We start from the raw sequence: 14011 nt of genomic DNA on the forward strand, positions 1-14011 counted from the left end.
CAGGTCAGGACGACGCGCTCTTGTGGTTCTGCAGCACGCTGGCGTACTTGGAGATGCTCTGGTCGATGCGATCGATGGCGAAGCTGGCGGCCTCGGCCTCCATCGCACCGGCGGCGGCGGCGACCGCGGCCGCGGCGCCCATCAGGATGTCGGTGGCGAGCACGCCTAGCGCGTCCTCGGCGGCCTTCTCCAACTGGTTCTCGACCAGGTTCTGGGTCATCTCCTTGAGCAAGATGCCTTGGCTGGCCAATGCGAGCTTGCTGACGCCGTCGAAGTAGGCCGCCGCCGACTGCGCGACCAGGCCGGCCGCCTGGGTGATCATCATGTTGGGCGGGATCGCGATCTGCGACGGCGCGTACTGCGCGGTCTCGGCGTTGCTCAGCTGCACGGCCTGCACGATCTTCTGATTGAGCGCGTCGGTCGGCGGGTTGGCCGCGGCGGACTGGGCCAGCATCTGGGTGTTCATCGTCGCCAGCACGCTGGGCGGCGGCGGCGCGGGCGGCGCGGGCGGGGTGACCGGTGGCGTCGGCGGATCCGATGCGGTGCCAGAGCCGGTCGTGCCGGAGCCGCCACCGCCCGATCCGCCACCGCCGGAACCGGTGGCCCCGGCCCCGGTGCTGCCGCTGCCGGTCGTACCCGATCCCGTGGTACCGCCGCCGGTCGTACCCGCGTCGGTCGTGCCGGAACCGGAACCGGTGGTCCCGGCCCCGGTGCTGCCGCTGCCGGTCGTAGCCGATCCCGTGGTACCGCCGCCGGTCGTACCCGCGTCGGTCGTGCCGGAACCTGTCGCAGCGGAGCCCGTCGTGCCGGAACCGCTCGCGGCATCCCCCGCCGCGGCGGTGGTCGCACTCGGCGTGGCGCCTGCATCGGCCTCCGCGGCAGGCGTGATCGCGGGCGTCGCAGCCGTGTCCGCGGTGGTCGCCGTCGCGGGCGTCGCAGGATCGGCAGGCATGGCCGCGGCCGCCGGAGCAGCGGGTGTTGCGGATGTTGCGGGCGTGGTCGGCGAGCCGGGCGTCGCCGGCGTCGTCGCGGATGCGGTAGGCGGTTTGTTCCTGTTCCAGAAAGGCATGGCGCTACTCCCCTAATCAACGTCCGTTGTCGCGGGGGCCGTCATGACGACTTCTCGCCTATGGCCATGATCAGACCGACCGCCTTGGACACCACCGCGGTCGAGATCTGGTTGAGCACTTGCTGGCTGTGAACGGCGTTCTGCAACGACAGGCCGGCCGAGTGGCTGGCGACCTGGTAGAGCGCGGCGATCGCCTGCGCGGGGGCCTCGGCCACGACCTTGACGTTGGTCTGGGTGACGGCATCGGTAATTTGCGAATTCACGGGCGTGGTGTCGGCCATGGACCTGTCCTTGGGAGTCGCGTGTTTGATGGAGTCCCCGACCAGCGCCGCGCCGAGGCGTTCCGCCGCGCGTGCCCGAAACCCGGCACGCGCGGCGTCCTGTGGCCGTACGACGGCGCGGAGGCGGCGTCGGCGTGCGGCGTTTGATGCGATAGCTATGGGTTAAACGCGCCGCGTCCGATTCTGTGAACGCGGCCGCGCCTTCAATCGCGATCCACCGCGACCTTGATCCGCTCGCGCAGCAGCTGGACCCGCTTGCGCGCCAGCGGCTGGTTGATCGCCAGGCGCTCGGCGATCGCCGGGTACGGCAGGTCGTCGATGAAGCGGTAGACGAACAAGCGCTTCTGGTCGCGGCTGAGCGAGGCGACCGCGGCGATCACCCGGCCCAGTTGCTCCTCCAGCTCCATGCGCTGCAGTGCGGACAGGTCCAGGCCCTGGGCCACGCCCTCGGCCTCGATGTCGACGCCGCGGTCGAAGACCTCGCCGTCGCGGCCGTTGCGGCGCACGCTGTCCAGGAACACGTGGCGCAGCACCACGAACAGGAAACCCTCGGGGTCGCTCATCGCGTCCGGCGAGCGGCGCATGAACAACAGGGCCTTGATGGCGGTGTTGGCGAGCAAGTCGTCGGCGCGGTCGCGGTGGCCGTCCGAGAGCCGGCGGGCGCGCCGGTCGAGCTCCGGCTTGGTCGCTCGCCAGGCTTTCACGAACATTTCGTCGGCTAGGCCCAGTTCTTGCGATCCATCGCCCGGCTTGTTCATCACCAACACCTCCTGTGTTGAGTACACACAGGCGAGTCTGGTGAGACGCTCACGGAAAGGCTGTTACCTGGGTGACACAGCGGGGCGATTTTCCACTACTGACAAAACCTGTCAGCCCCCTCGCTTACAAAAGCCCCGTGGCGGGCGCGCTTCCGGCGCCCGGTCCGCCGGGTTCCCGCGCCATGTCCGAGGCCGATCATGCTGACCTTCTATCACGCGCCGCGATCGCGCTCTTCCAGCATTCTTTATCTGCTCGAGGAACTGGGCGTCGCCTACGACATCCTCGAGATCGACATCCACGCCGACGACGGCGCGCCGGAAAGCTACCGCGCGATCCATCCGCACAAGAAGGTGCCGGCGATCGTGCACGACGGCGTGGTGGTGATCGAACGCGCGGCGATCTGCGTCTATCTGGCCGATGCGTTTCCGCAGGCCGGCCTCGCGCCGGCGATCGACGACCCCATGCGCGCAGCGTATCTGAGCGCCTTGGTGTACGCCGACGCCGTGTTCGATCCTTGCCTGACCGCGCACGCGCTGGGCTGGCAATACGCGTCGCGCGCATTCCCGTTCGGCGCTTACGAAGACATGCTGGCCTATCTGGAACGGCGCTTAAGCGCGCACGCCTACGCCGCCGGCGCGCGCTACAGCGCGGCCGACACGCAATGGGCCGAAGGCCTGGATCGGGGCATGCGACTGCTCGGGACGATCCCGGAGCGGCCGGCGTTCAAGGCGTACCTGACGCGGATCGCGGCGCGGCCGGCGTTCCAGCGCTATCGCGCGTCGGCCTACGCTTAGGCGGTGCGCGCGTGGCGGTCGCGACCGCCGAAATCGGACATGCGGTCCCATAGCCAGGTGCCGCCCGCGCACAGCCCCAGTACCGGCAGCCAGGCGCCCAGGCCGGACGGCATCCGCGCCAGCGGCGCGGCGATCGCGTCCCACCACGCGCCGCCGTAGCTGGCGACCACGTACAGCGCAACCGCGGCCATGACCAGGATCAAGCCGTTGAGCAGCCATTGTTCGAGGCGGTCGCCGAGCGTGGCGCTGGCCTCGACCCGACGCGCCACCTGGGCCGCGAAATCGGCCGGCAGCGGCTCCATCGCCGGCGCGCGCAGCGCGCGCACCAGCAAACGGTACTGGGCCACGCGCGCATCGCCGGCGTCCATCGGCAGGCCGGCGCGCTCGTCGCGCAGCGCGCGCTCCTGCGCCAGCCATTCCTGGGCTTCGCGCTGCTCGCGATCGTCGGGCGGTGGCGGAGTGTGGGACATGTTCATGCGGTGACTCCCATGCTGGACTGCAGGCGCTCGCGCAGCAAGGCCCGGGTCCGGAACAGATGGCTCTTGATCGTACCCTCGGCGAGGCCGGTGATGCGCGCGATCTCGACGATCGGCACCTCGTCCAAGTGATACAGGGTCAGCAAGGTCCGCTGCAGCGGCGGCAGCGCCTCGATCTGGGCGTGCAGGGCGGCGGCGACCTCGGCGTCGGCGCAGGCCGCCTCCAGGTCGAAGCCGTCGCTGACCTGGTCCAGCGGCGACAGCGCGTCCTCGTCGTCGGCGACCTCGAGGATGGGGATGCGCTTGCGCTCCAGATGGCGCTTCGCCACCGAGTAGGCGACCTGGCCGATCCAGGACTTCAGCGCGCTCTCGTAGCGGTACTGGTGCAGGCACTGGTGCACGCGCAGGAACGCTTCCTGGCAGAGCTCGCGGGTGTCGTCCGGTTGGCGGACCATGCGCTGGATGATGTGCCAGCACAGGCCTTGGTACTCGCGCACCAGACGCTCGAACGCGCCCGGCGCGCGCGCCAGTACGGCGTCCACGAGCGCGCGATCGTCGTTGGCGGCGGGCGGCGGGGCGGTCATCTAGGGCAGTGGATACGTCCCGGGGGCGAATGGTTGCAATGCCGGAGCACAATTTTTGAGAACTGCCGCCCGCCCCCGCCTGGACCGGTGGCCGCCGGCCGGCCATGCTGGGGTCTGCAACCGTTCCGACTGTGGCCGTATCCATTGCCCCGAGCCCCAAACCCGAGACCGTGCCATGGATCTAGACTCCCTCATCCCCATCACCCTGTTCCTCTGCATCACCTACGCGATCAAGTTCGTGGTCGACGCCCGTTTCCGCAGCAAGCTGATCCAGCAAGGCAGCGGCTCGGAAGAACTGATCCGCTCGCTGGTCCAGGGCGACGATCAGCGCCGCCGCCACGCCTCGCTGCGCTGGGGCGTGCTGGCCCTCACCCTGGCCGTCGCCTTCGGCCTGATCGAGGCCTTCGGCTGGCGCGAGGTGACCCCTGGCGTGATCGCCCTGCTGCTGGCTGCGACCGGCCTGGGCAACCTGGCTTACTACGCGCTTTCGCGCCGCCTTTCGTGAATGCGGGCCGGCGCATCCGCGCGATCGGATGCGCCCGGGCCAGCACGCACGCGCCCTGGCGGCGCGTGCGCGCCTCGCGCTAGCCGCTCATGCGATCCAGCATGGTGCGCAGCACCGGGATCGTGGTGACATCGTCCACGCCCTTCATCGCCATCACCACCTCACGCAGATCGGCCAGTGCGCCCGGCGACTCCACCTGCACCAGCGCCATCAGATCGATTTCGCCGGCGACGCTGTGGCAGAACCGCAGCTGCGGCAGTTGCGCCAGCAAGGGCATCACGTCGTCGCAGCTGAAGCCGTCCGCATAACGCACCAACAGCCAGGCCTGCAGCGGGTCGCCGTCCTTGCCCAGGCGCACGGTGTACTGCGCGATCACCCCGCCCGCCTCTAGCCGCTGCAGGCGCTCCTGCACGGTGCTGCGCGACAGGCCCACCGCCTTGGCCAAGGCGACGGTGGACAGCCGCGCATTGTCCTGCAGCAGGGCGATCAACTGGCGATCGGTGGCGTCCAGCGCTTTCATGGTCGGATCCGGCGATATGTCGGTGCGACCGGCATTGTGCCGGGTTGAGACCGGCGCCGGCGAGTGCGCACAGTAGCCGTCACCCCCCTGCCGCGTGCACGCCATGTCCGACACCGACCGCAGCCAGCGCTTTGCCGCGCTGCCCCCGCCGCCCTACTACGCGGTGATCTTCTCCTCGCAGCGCAACGGCCGCGACGAGGCCGGCTATGCGGCCACCGCCGAGCGCATGGTCGAGTTGGTGGTCGAACAGCCCGGCTTCCTCGGCTACGAATCCACGCGCGACGGCAGCGGCTTCGGCATCACCGTGGCCTACTTCGACAGCGAGGCCGCGATCGCGGCCTGGCGCATGCACGCCGAACACACACTCGCGCGTGAGCGCGGCCATCGCCTCTGGTACCAACGCTTCGAACAACGCGTGGCCCGCGTCGAGCGCGCCTACGGCGGCCCACGCCCCACTCCCACCCAACCCGACGAGACCACGCCATGAAGCTGGACCCGCGCAGCACTGCCCTGATTCCGATCGACGTACAGCAGGGCTTCGACTATCCGCCCTGGGGCCCGCGCAACAATCCGGCCATGGAGGCCAACGGCCTGCGCCTGCTCGCCGCCTGGCGCGAAGCCGGCCTGACGCCGATCCACGTCCGTCACGACTCGGTGATCGAGGGCTCGTCCTTGCAGCCCTCACATCCGGGCAACGCATTCCGGCCCGGGTTCGAGCCCTTGCCCGACGAAGCGCTGGTGAGCAAGTCGGTCAACGCCGCCTTCATCGGCACCGATCTGGATCTGCGCCTGCGCCGGCTCGGCATCGACTGCGTGGTGCTGTTCGGCATCAGCACCGACATGTGCGTATCGACCACCGCGCGCGTGGCCGCCAACCTGGGCTATCGCGTGCTCGTGGTCGCCGACGCCTGCGCCTGTTTCGATCTGCGCGACGAACACGGCCGCGTCATCGCCGCCGACGATATCGCGCGCGCGCACCTGGCCACGTTGCGCGCCGAGTTCGCCGAAGTCGTCGATAGCCAGGACGTGATCGCGTCGCTGCATGCGCGGTCGCACGCGGCGTGATCGCGACGCATGCATCGCAACGACCGTTGATGAGGCGACGAACGGTCTTGCAACTAAATTTTAACGGGCGTAATGTGCGCCACCTCGGCCCAGCGCGGCCACACGCAGACTTCGAATCTTCCGCCATGAACCTCTTCATCGACATCGCCAAATCGCTCCAGCCGCGGCCCTTGCGCCACGGTAAGGACGCGTGCGCGCCGATGAACGTCGGCGATCGCATCGAAGCGCAGCTGCGCACTCCACACTGACCTTGCCTATGCGGGAGGTCGGTGACCCCGACCTCCCGAGGAACGCGAACGCCCTCGGATTCGAAACCCGGGGGCGTTTTGTTTTTCGCGCTCGCCAAGGATCACACCCCCTAAATTCAGCGGTTTCCAGCCGGCCCCGAAGCATCCGCGCGCGTTTGCGCGCCGCAGGGGCAATGCCGTCGAGGCGCCGCGAGGCGCTGTGTCCGGATGCTTCGGCACGGGCGGTGCGGTGGGAGATCGCAAGGCATAGGGCGCATGCGCCCGCACGAATTGGCGTCTGGTGACAGACGCCAATGCGAAACATCGATCGAACGTTCCACAGCGGCACGGGTTCGCATCCCGTCCGGTGCGCGCGGCCCTGCCGTGGCGTATGCCGTGGTGCGCCAGCGGTGTTTCGAACAGCGACGTTAGCTCAGCTAGGTAGAGCAGCGGACATAGCGTCCGCGGGTCGTCGGTTCGAATCCGGCACGTCGCCACTGGATAGCTCAGATGGGTAGAGCATCGGATCAAAACTCCGAGTGTCGCGGGTTCAAATCCCGCTCCAAAACTGCCTCTTAAGCAGTCGGTGATACCGGGGACGAAAGTCCCCACCCGGAAACGCCCCTTGCGGCGTTTCGACCGCCGCCGCGCTTCGGCGCGGCGATGGACGGAACAAGGCAGCGGCGACGACGCCGGACCCGCGCCCACGAGGCGACGGACCGCGGCGGACGGCCGGACGCGACGGAACAGCGTCGCGCACCGGCTCCGCCACGGACCGCGCCGAGCGCGCGCGGGTTCCGCGCCGACGCCGTCGGGGGCGCTTCCACCCCTTTCCACTTTGCGGTCGCCGCGTGCGCGTGCGACCGCGGCCTCCACCCAGCGCGCGACGAACGATCCGGTCGCGCGCCGTCCACACGACCGGATCGAAACCCGCAGAACACCCAAGGAGAAATCGTCATGTTCTGGAACAAGCGGGTCGTGGTCGGCGACGCCGAGCGCGCCCTGATCTACCGCAACCGCCGTTTCGAGCGCGTGCTCGGACCGGGCGTCTATCGCATCGGCGACTGGCGCGGCCGCACCGAGGTGGTGCTGCACGACATCGCCAAGCCGGAATACGCCGGCAAGGACACCGACGCGTTGGTGGCCGCGCTGGGTGCGCGCCTGGACGAGCACTTCGCCCTGGCCGACATCGGCGTCGACCAGGTTGGCCTGGTGATGAAGAACGGCAAGCTCGAGGACCTGCTCGCGCCGGGCTCGCGCAAGCTGTACTGGAAGGGCCTGGTCCCGATCGAGGTGGTCGCCACGACCCTGTCGGCGGGACTGGAGCTGCGCAGCGACATCGCTCAGCGTCTGCGCCAGATCGGCCTGCTCGATCGCGTCGCCCTGGCGGTGACCGTGCCCAACGAATCGGCCGGTCTGCTCTACGTCGACGGCAAGCTGGTGCGCACGCTGGACGCCGGCAGCTACGCCTACTGGAACTTCCAGAAGAACGTCGCCGTCGAGCTGGTCGAGCTGCGCGTGCAGTCGGTCGAGGTCTCGGGCCAGGAACTGTTGACGCGCGACAAGGTATCGCTGCGCGTGAACCTGGCCGCGAGCATGCGCGTGACCGATGCGGTCGCCACGCGCAGCAAGGTCGCCAAGGTCAACGACTACCTGTACCGCGAGCTGCAGTACGGCCTGCGCAAGGCGGTCTCGGCCAAGACCCTGGACGAGCTGCTCGGCGACAAGGCCTCGCTGGATGCCGACATCTACGGCTACGTGCGCGATCAGCTCGATGGCCTCGGCCTGGAGGTGCTGGGCGTGGGTGTCAAGGACGTGATCCTGCCGGGCGAGATGAAGGAGATCCTCAACGGCGTGGTGCAAGCGGAGAAGACGGCCCAGGCCAACGTGATCCGCCGCCGCGAGGAGGCCAACGCCACGCGCAGCCTGCTCAACACCGCCAAGCTGATCGAGGACAGCCCGACGCTGATGCGCCTGAAGGAGCTGGAGGCGCTGGAGAAGGTCACCGAGAAGATCGACAAGCTCACCGTCTTCGGCGGCCTGGACGGCGTGCTCAAGCAGCTGGTCAGCCTCAAGAGCGGCGGCTGAAGGGGTGATCCGTGGAATCCCGGATGACGACTCGGCCGCCGCCCCACACCGAGAACGCCGCTCCCCAGGGAGCGGCCATCGCATCCCATTCCATTGGAAACCCTTATGCGTAAGGACATGTACAAGGTCATCGTGGAACGGCCGCGGCGCGGAGGTCGCTACAGCAGCGAACGCCGCCCCTCGACCGATCCGGAGGACCAAATCCAACACGAAAGCCTCAAGTTCCGCCATCGCTCGCACAAGTGGCTCAACGAGAACCTCAACCCGCTGCGGCGCTACCTCGAGACGCAGGTAGGCCGGCGCTGGGACCAGGTCTACTCGGAGCTATGCGCGCGCATCGACCGCCGCAACACCGTGCAGCAGCACATCCACCAGCACCTCGACCAGTTCGTCGCGCTGCGGGTGGTCGTGTTCGACGGCAGGCTCCACCTCGATCATGGCTGGGGCGGCCTGAAATCGCTGAGCGATCCCTGGGCGCCGAAGTTGTACGTGGATCCTGACAGCGGCCTGCTGCTGGACAACCGCGAGGCGATCGCGGCCAGGCGTGCGCTGCGGCGTCGGCGCGCGGTCGAACGCGCGGCGCAGGCGTCGCCGGATCTGCGTCGCGTCGACGAACTGCATCAGCTGCGCCGCATCGACGGCATCTGGTACGAGGTCGAACTGGCCGCGTTGCCCGAAACGGCCGCGCTGACGAGCGTGCGCGGCGGGCCGGCCCAGTTCACGATGCCGTTCGATGTGATCGCCAAGCGTCCGGCCCGCCGGATCGGCAAGCCCTGCGGGCATCGCGCTTGCGAGGCCTGCAAGCCCTACGGCCGCAGTGGCCTGTACGCGCGCAGCAAGCGCCAGCTGAATCGGCACGAGCTGCAGCGTTATGGCTTGCGCAACCACGATGGCGAACGCCTGCACTAGAGAAGCAATCGGTGGCGCCGCGCAAGTCGCGGCGCCACCGCACAGGAGAAACATCATGAGTCCTCAATACGAACTGCTGCACGCGCCGGACGCCACGCCGATCAAGGGCTGGGTGCGCGGCGTGCCGCTGGACGAGCAGGCCCACCGCCAGTTGCAGAACATCGCCGCCCTGCCCTTCGTCGGGCCCTGGGTGGCGGTGATGCCCGACGTCCATCTGGGTAAGGGCGCGACCGTGGGATCGGTGGTGCCCACGCGTGGCGCGATCGTCCCGGCCGCGGTCGGCGTCGACATCGGCTGCGGCATGGCCGCGGTGCGCACCACCCTGCGCGCCAAGGACTTGCCCGACAGCCTGGCCCTGCTGCGCTCGTCGATCGAACGCAGCGTGCCGGTCGGCAACGGCCCGGGCGGCGATCACCGCAAGCGACCCGACAGCATCGACACCCGGCTCGCGCAGTCCGGGCTGATGGCGCGGCTGGAGACCGTACGCGCGCGCCATCCGAAGATCCGCTACGACAAGGTGGACAAGCAGCTGGGCACGCTCGGCGGCGGCAACCACTTCATCGAGATCTGTCTGGACGAGGCCGATGCGGTGTGGGTGATGCTGCACTCGGGTTCGCGCGGCACCGGCAACCTGATCGGCACCTACTTCATCGAGCTGGCCCGGCGCGAGCTGGAGCGGCGCGTGCTCGGCTTCCACCTGCCCGACAAGGACCTGGCCTTCTTCCTGGAGGGCGAGCCCCTGTTCGAGCACTACGTCGAGGCGGTGTCGTGGGCGCAGGACTACGCGCGCCACAACCGCGAGGCGATGATGGCGCGCGTGCTGCACGAGCTGCGCCAGCGCCTGCCGAAGTTCCAACTGGAGAAGATGGCGGTCAACTGCCACCACAACTATGTGCAGCGCGAGCAGCATCACGGCGAGTCCCTGCTTGTCACCCGCAAGGGCGCGGTCAGCGCGCGCGCGGGCGAGCTGGGAATCATCCCGGGCAGCATGGGCACGCGCAGCTATATCGTGCGCGGCAAGGGCAATGCGGACAGCTTCCACAGCTGCAGCCACGGCGCCGGCCGGGTGATGAGCCGCACCCAGGCGCGCGCGAGCATCACCCTCAAGCAGCACCGCGAGGCCACCGCGCACGTCGAATGCCGCAAGGACGCGGCGGTGATCGACGAATCGCCGGCGGCCTACAAATCGATCGACGCGGTCATGGCCGCGCAAACCGATCTGGTCGAAGTGCTGCATACCTTGCGCCAGGTGATCTGCATCAAGGGGTAAGGCCGGTCACCATGAGCGGGCTCCGCTCCGCGAGGGGCGGCGCCTTTTTTTGCGATGCCCTTAGGCCCACACCAAGCGCGTGCAAAATAACCACATAACACCACGCCCAAGTAGTCCGTAGTGCTAGTCGGGCGAGGTCCACAGTACTATCCCGGGCCTACTTGAGGCACGATGATGCTGACAGTCTGTGGAAGTGGGGAGGCATCCCAATCACTGGAGCCGGGAGCGGCTCAAATCGGGTTAACTGTACGTGAGACGGCCAAACGCTCGACTGTTCTCATTACTGAGTAACTATCACATAGCGCCGAACTTTCTGGAGGAGTGAGCATGTTTGGATTAAGCCTTTGGCACTGGTCGATCCTGCTCACTATTGGCGGCGTGATCGCCGTTATCATCGCCATCACCAGACGGCGCCCGCCGAGAGAGTAGCGAAGGGCCTATAACTAGCTCTCTAGAGAATCCCCGCCTAAGCGGGGATTCCTTTGCCTGGCGCCCGCCGCGCGACCAGCCCGAATCGGCGGTCCAAGACCGCCGTCCGTCGCAATTTTGCGAACGCAACAAAACGTAACCGCCGGATTGCGACACGGTGCGCGATTCTCCCCCTCGTCAGCGCCGCGCGGGTAACGGATAGTTAACCGGCCGGGCGTATCGTCGTCCTGGCAGGGGCCCGCTCAAGGAGAGGTGGAGCCATGAACGATCTGGCATTGGATGCCGCGTCGTCTCACGCGACCCTGTCGCATGAGGACCGCGAATTGGCCGTTACCTACGGCATCGAAGCGCGTCGGCACCACGCCGAACGCGCCTGGACCGACATACAACACGAACTCGCCGCCGGTTGGGCGCGCATGCGCGGTTATCGGCGTGCGCAATGGCCGGACGTGGTCGACCACGTCGAGGCCGCCTGGCACGGGGCGATCCGGTTGTAGCGCGGCGCGCGCGGCGAACGGCCGCGCTCAGGCCTCGACCGGCTGCGACCGCCGCGGCCATTGCCACTTCAGGTTGACGCCCAGCGTGCCCAACACGATCAAGGCCACGCCCAGCAGTTGCACGCCGCTCAGGACGCTGCCGTAGAGCAGGTAATCCAGCAGCAGGGCGATCACCGGATAGACGAAGGCGAGCACCGCGATCGTCACCACCGGCAGGCGCGGATAGGCCGAGTAGAACAACACGTAGCACACGCCGCTGTGGATCAGGCCCAGGCCGGCCAGCCAATACCAGTGCGGACCGATATCGGCCACGGCGGCGTAGTCGGCGAACGGCGCCAGCATGCACACGCCGACCAGGCATTGGATCAGCACCACCGCGAACGGGCGCTCGCGGCTGATCCGGCGCGACAGAATCAGCGAGGCGCCGCACAACAGCGCGGCCACGAAAGTCAGACCGATACCGAGCAGATAGCCGGCATCGGCGCTGCGCCACAGCTTGATCGGATCGGCCGAACAGGCCACGCCGACGAAGGCCAGCGCGGTCCAGGCCCAGTCGGCCGGACGCGTGCGCTCGCCGAAGAACAACGCCGCCATCGCCAGCATCGCGAACGGGAAGAAGTGGTAGACCATGGTGGCCACGCCGATCGACGAGCGCGCCATGCCGGCGAACAGCGCGACCCAGTTCAACACCAGCAACACGCCGCTGACGATCGCGGCGCGGATCAGCGCGGGCTCGCCGCCGAGCCCGCGCAGGTGGCCGCGTGCCAGGCCCCAGGCGATCAGGAAGACGCTGCCGAACACGCAGCGGAAGAACACCGTGGTGATCGCGTCCTGGCCGCCCTCGTGGGCGAACACGCCGACCGAACCGATCAGGATCTCGGCGACGAACAGCTGGATCAGCGCGGTGCGCGATTCGGCGGGGGTGACGGCGGGGGCGGCGGTCGGGTTCATGCGAGCAGGCTAGGGCCGCGCGCGCGACCGGTACAGATTCAGTTAGACTCGGTTTCGACCGGTACAGATGGGCAGGCGCCGGGCCTGTCGGGAGGCCCACCATGGCCAACGAGCTGCTTTACGAACGCCTGGCCGAGCGCCTGCGCGGCCAGATCCAGCGCGGCGCGCTGCGCGCGGGCGAACGCCTGCCCTCGCTGCGCCGGCTCGGGCGCGACCAGCGCATCAGCCTGGCCACCGCGGTCGAGGCCTATCTGCAACTGGAGCGCGAGGGCCTGATCGAGGCGCGTCCGCGTTCGGGCTATTACGTGCGCGCGCCGGCGGCGCCGGCGCCGCGCGCGAGCAGCCATCGGCGTCCGCGCGCGCCGCAGCCGATCCGCAACCCGGCCCTGCTCGGCGTGCTCGACGTGCTCGGCCGCTGCGACCTGATCTCGTTGCACGCGGCCACGCCCGCGCCCTCGCTGCTGCCCACCGCCGCGCTGGCCGCGGCGGCCTCGCGGGTGATGCGCCGCAATGCCCAAGCCGCGCTCAGCTATGCGGTGCCGCAGGGCCTGGCGCCGCTGCGTGCGCGCATCGCCCAGCGCTACGCGCAGTGCGGCGTCGACGTGGACCCCGACGAGATCGTGATCACCGCCGGCGCGATGGAGGCGATCAGCCTGTCCCTGCGCACGGTCGCGCGCGCGGGCGACGTGGTCCTGGTCGAAACCCCGACCTATTACGGCCTGCTGCAGGCGGTGGCCGAACTCGGCCTGCGCGTGATCGAGATCCCCAACCGCCCCGGTCAGGGCATCGATCCCAGCCGCTTGTCCGAACTGCTGGAGCGGCATGCGGTGCGCGCGGCGGTGCTGGTGCCCAACTTCAACAATCCGGTCGGCAGCCTCACCGGCGATGCGGACAAGCGCCGCATCGTCGCCGCCTGCGCCGCGCACGGCACGGTGCTGATCGAGGACGATCTGTACGGCGAGCTCGCCTATTCCGGCGAACGCCCCAGCCCGCTGCGCCGCTACGACGAGGGCGGCGGCGTGATCACCTGCGGCTCCTATTCCAAGATGCTGGCACCGGGCCTGCGCGTGGGCTGGGTGCTGGGCGGTCGCTGGGCGACCGCGTTGCTGCGCGCGAAGTGCTTCTCGACCGTGGCCACCTCGACGCTGTCGCAGCTCACCATCGTCGAGTACCTGGAACGCCACGACTTCGACCGCGGCCTGCGCCGCTTGCGTCGCGAATTAGCTATCAACGCTCAGCGCTACCGCGAGGCGATCGCGCTGCATTGGCCGGCCGGCACCTGCGTGAGCGCGCCGGCCGGCGGCATGGCGCTGTGGCTGGAGCTGCCGCCGCAGGTCCAGGGCCAGGCGGTGTTCGAAGCTGCGCTCGCGCGCGGCATCGGCACCCTGCCCGGGCACCTGTTCTCCAACCGCGGCGATTACGACCGCCACCTGCGCCTGAGCTGCGGCCAGCCCTGGAGCGAGCAGGTCGAAACCGCGCTGCGCACGGTCGGCGGACTGGCCGCCGCGCTGGCCGACTGAGGGCGAAACCGCGACCGCTGTCCGCCCATCGCGACGGCCGGCGTTGGAGCATGAGGGAACCACCGCA

At 68.9% G+C, this 14011-nt stretch carries 18 protein-coding genes and 2 tRNA genes; 13 read left to right on the plus strand and 7 right to left on the minus strand.

Annotation, left to right across the window (positions count from 1 at the left end; translation table 11 throughout):
* Positions 1–4 precede the first annotated feature (4 nt).
* Positions 5–466 (minus strand): hypothetical protein, encoded by a 462-nt coding sequence (locus ASE35_RS13685; protein ID WP_056180621.1) that lies wholly within the window; start codon positions 464–466, stop codon positions 5–7.
* Between ASE35_RS13685 and ASE35_RS13690 the strand changes: the two genes are divergently transcribed.
* Positions 459–1085 carry a hypothetical protein gene (locus ASE35_RS13690; protein ID WP_157489468.1) on the plus strand — a complete coding sequence of 209 codons (627 nt, stop codon included), beginning with the start codon at positions 459–461 and terminating at the stop codon, positions 1083–1085. The two genes, ASE35_RS13685 and ASE35_RS13690, sit on opposite strands and share 8 nt — an antisense overlap.
* Before the next feature lie 25 nt (positions 1086–1110).
* Here ASE35_RS13690 and ASE35_RS13695 read toward each other — a convergent pair whose 3' ends face one another.
* Together ASE35_RS13695 and ASE35_RS13700 are read right to left on the minus strand one after the other, a co-directional pair.
* Positions 1111–1350 carry a RebB family R body protein gene (locus tag ASE35_RS13695; protein ID WP_055904532.1) on the minus strand — a complete coding sequence of 80 codons (240 nt, stop codon included), beginning with the start codon at positions 1348–1350 and terminating at the stop codon, positions 1111–1113.
* 203 nt (positions 1351–1553) lie between these two features.
* Positions 1554–2108: a sigma-70 family RNA polymerase sigma factor gene (locus tag ASE35_RS13700; protein WP_056180625.1), complete on the minus strand. Its 555-nt coding sequence runs from the start codon at positions 2106–2108 to the stop codon at positions 1554–1556.
* Between the two features lie 198 nt (positions 2109–2306).
* On the opposite strand from ASE35_RS13700, the gene ASE35_RS13705 reads away from it, so the two are divergent.
* Complete coding sequence (locus ASE35_RS13705; RefSeq protein WP_057164190.1) at positions 2307–2903, plus strand: glutathione S-transferase family protein; 597 nt, start codon at positions 2307–2309, stop codon at positions 2901–2903.
* Here ASE35_RS13705 and ASE35_RS13710 read toward each other — a convergent pair.
* Together ASE35_RS13710 and ASE35_RS13715 are read right to left on the minus strand one after the other, a co-directional pair.
* Positions 2900–3379, minus strand: coding sequence for a hypothetical protein (locus ASE35_RS13710; protein WP_056180630.1), 480 nt, complete (start codon positions 3377–3379; stop codon positions 2900–2902). The two genes, ASE35_RS13705 and ASE35_RS13710, sit on opposite strands and share 4 nt — an antisense overlap.
* A complete protein-coding gene (locus ASE35_RS13715; RefSeq protein ID WP_057160975.1) occupies positions 3376–3963 on the minus strand; it encodes a sigma-70 family RNA polymerase sigma factor in 588 nt (195 codons plus the stop codon). Before ASE35_RS13715 ends, ASE35_RS13710 begins: the two co-directional genes overlap by 4 nt.
* 175 nt (positions 3964–4138) lie before the next feature.
* Here ASE35_RS13715 and ASE35_RS13720 point away from each other — a divergent pair, with 175 nt between their 5' ends.
* The gene (locus ASE35_RS13720; protein ID WP_056180643.1) at positions 4139–4468 is read left to right on the plus strand and encodes a DUF6249 domain-containing protein; all 330 of its coding nucleotides are present in this window, start codon (positions 4139–4141) and stop codon (positions 4466–4468) included.
* Between the two features lie 79 nt (positions 4469–4547).
* On the opposite strand, the gene ASE35_RS13725 is transcribed toward ASE35_RS13720, so the two are convergent.
* Positions 4548–4988, minus strand: a complete 441-nt coding sequence (locus tag ASE35_RS13725) for an Lrp/AsnC family transcriptional regulator (RefSeq protein ID WP_056180646.1) — start codon at positions 4986–4988, stop codon at positions 4548–4550.
* A gap of 103 nt (positions 4989–5091) precedes the next feature.
* On the opposite strand from ASE35_RS13725, the gene ASE35_RS13730 reads away from it, so the two are divergent.
* From ASE35_RS13730 to ASE35_RS13765, 9 genes are all read left to right on the plus strand, one after another.
* Entirely contained in the window at positions 5092–5475 is a 384-nt protein-coding gene (locus tag ASE35_RS13730) for an antibiotic biosynthesis monooxygenase (RefSeq protein ID WP_057164191.1), read from the plus strand.
* A complete protein-coding gene (locus ASE35_RS13735; RefSeq protein WP_057164192.1) occupies positions 5472–6053 on the plus strand; it encodes a cysteine hydrolase family protein in 582 nt (193 codons plus the stop codon). Before ASE35_RS13730 ends, ASE35_RS13735 begins: the two co-directional genes overlap by 4 nt.
* Before the next feature lie 125 nt (positions 6054–6178).
* Positions 6179–6301: a hypothetical protein gene (locus tag ASE35_RS22205; RefSeq protein ID WP_255356391.1), complete on the plus strand. Its 123-nt coding sequence runs from the start codon at positions 6179–6181 to the stop codon at positions 6299–6301.
* A gap of 401 nt (positions 6302–6702) precedes the next feature.
* Positions 6703–6776, plus strand: a tRNA-Leu gene (locus tag ASE35_RS13740).
* Between the two features lie 3 nt (positions 6777–6779).
* A tRNA-Phe gene (locus ASE35_RS13745) sits at positions 6780–6845 on the plus strand.
* Positions 6846–7237: 392 nt separating this feature from the next.
* Positions 7238–8368: a slipin family protein gene (locus tag ASE35_RS13750; RefSeq protein ID WP_057164193.1), complete on the plus strand. Its 1131-nt coding sequence runs from the start codon at positions 7238–7240 to the stop codon at positions 8366–8368.
* Positions 8369–8473: 105 nt separating this feature from the next.
* The gene (locus ASE35_RS13755; RefSeq protein ID WP_057164194.1) at positions 8474–9277 is read left to right on the plus strand and encodes a hypothetical protein; all 804 of its coding nucleotides are present in this window, start codon (positions 8474–8476) and stop codon (positions 9275–9277) included.
* A gap of 55 nt (positions 9278–9332) precedes the next feature.
* Positions 9333–10547, plus strand: a complete 1215-nt coding sequence (locus tag ASE35_RS13760; protein WP_057164195.1) for an RtcB family protein — start codon at positions 9333–9335, stop codon at positions 10545–10547.
* Between the two features lie 689 nt (positions 10548–11236).
* A complete protein-coding gene (locus ASE35_RS13765) occupies positions 11237–11473 on the plus strand; it encodes a hypothetical protein (RefSeq protein WP_056180663.1) in 237 nt (78 codons plus the stop codon).
* Positions 11474–11500: 27 nt separating this feature from the next.
* Here ASE35_RS13765 and ASE35_RS13770 read toward each other — a convergent pair whose 3' ends face one another.
* Positions 11501–12424, minus strand: a complete 924-nt coding sequence (locus ASE35_RS13770; RefSeq protein ID WP_057164196.1) for a DMT family transporter — start codon at positions 12422–12424, stop codon at positions 11501–11503.
* A 101-nt stretch (positions 12425–12525) separates the two neighbouring features.
* On the opposite strand from ASE35_RS13770, the gene ASE35_RS13775 reads away from it, so the two are divergent.
* Positions 12526–13944, plus strand: a complete 1419-nt coding sequence (locus ASE35_RS13775; protein ID WP_057160982.1) for a PLP-dependent aminotransferase family protein — start codon at positions 12526–12528, stop codon at positions 13942–13944.
* Positions 13945–14011: the final 67 nt, after the last annotated feature.

The organism is Lysobacter sp. Root916 (assembly GCF_001429785.1).
GTDB lineage: Bacteria > Pseudomonadota > Gammaproteobacteria > Xanthomonadales > Xanthomonadaceae > Lysobacter.

Bases quoted from the DNA above. Each gene is read 5' to 3' on its own strand.
- ASE35_RS13755 (WP_057164194.1), top strand. From the start codon at position 8,474: ATGCGTAAGGACATGTACAAGGTCATCGTGGAACGGCCGCGGCGCGGA.
- ASE35_RS13775 (WP_057160982.1), top strand. From the start codon at position 12,526: ATGGCCAACGAGCTGCTTTACGAACGCCTGGCCGAGCGCCTGCGCGGC.
- ASE35_RS13685 (WP_056180621.1), bottom strand. From the start codon at position 466: ATGAACACCCAGATGCTGGCCCAGTCCGCCGCGGCCAACCCGCCGACC.
- ASE35_RS13770 (WP_057164196.1), bottom strand. From the start codon at position 12,424: ATGAACCCGACCGCCGCCCCCGCCGTCACCCCCGCCGAATCGCGCACC.
- ASE35_RS13705 (WP_057164190.1), top strand. From the start codon at position 2,307: ATGCTGACCTTCTATCACGCGCCGCGATCGCGCTCTTCCAGCATTCTT.
- ASE35_RS13700 (WP_056180625.1), bottom strand. From the start codon at position 2,108: ATGAACAAGCCGGGCGATGGATCGCAAGAACTGGGCCTAGCCGACGAA.
- ASE35_RS13730 (WP_057164191.1), top strand. From the start codon at position 5,092: ATGTCCGACACCGACCGCAGCCAGCGCTTTGCCGCGCTGCCCCCGCCG.
- ASE35_RS13695 (WP_055904532.1), bottom strand. From the start codon at position 1,350: ATGGCCGACACCACGCCCGTGAATTCGCAAATTACCGATGCCGTCACC.
- ASE35_RS13765 (WP_056180663.1), top strand. From the start codon at position 11,237: ATGAACGATCTGGCATTGGATGCCGCGTCGTCTCACGCGACCCTGTCG.
- ASE35_RS13735 (WP_057164192.1), top strand. From the start codon at position 5,472: ATGAAGCTGGACCCGCGCAGCACTGCCCTGATTCCGATCGACGTACAG.
- ASE35_RS13750 (WP_057164193.1), top strand. From the start codon at position 7,238: ATGTTCTGGAACAAGCGGGTCGTGGTCGGCGACGCCGAGCGCGCCCTG.
- ASE35_RS22205 (WP_255356391.1), top strand. From the start codon at position 6,179: ATGAACCTCTTCATCGACATCGCCAAATCGCTCCAGCCGCGGCCCTTG.
- ASE35_RS13715 (WP_057160975.1), bottom strand. From the start codon at position 3,963: ATGACCGCCCCGCCGCCCGCCGCCAACGACGATCGCGCGCTCGTGGAC.
- ASE35_RS13760 (WP_057164195.1), top strand. From the start codon at position 9,333: ATGAGTCCTCAATACGAACTGCTGCACGCGCCGGACGCCACGCCGATC.
- ASE35_RS13710 (WP_056180630.1), bottom strand. From the start codon at position 3,379: ATGAACATGTCCCACACTCCGCCACCGCCCGACGATCGCGAGCAGCGC.
- ASE35_RS13725 (WP_056180646.1), bottom strand. From the start codon at position 4,988: ATGAAAGCGCTGGACGCCACCGATCGCCAGTTGATCGCCCTGCTGCAG.
- ASE35_RS13720 (WP_056180643.1), top strand. From the start codon at position 4,139: ATGGATCTAGACTCCCTCATCCCCATCACCCTGTTCCTCTGCATCACC.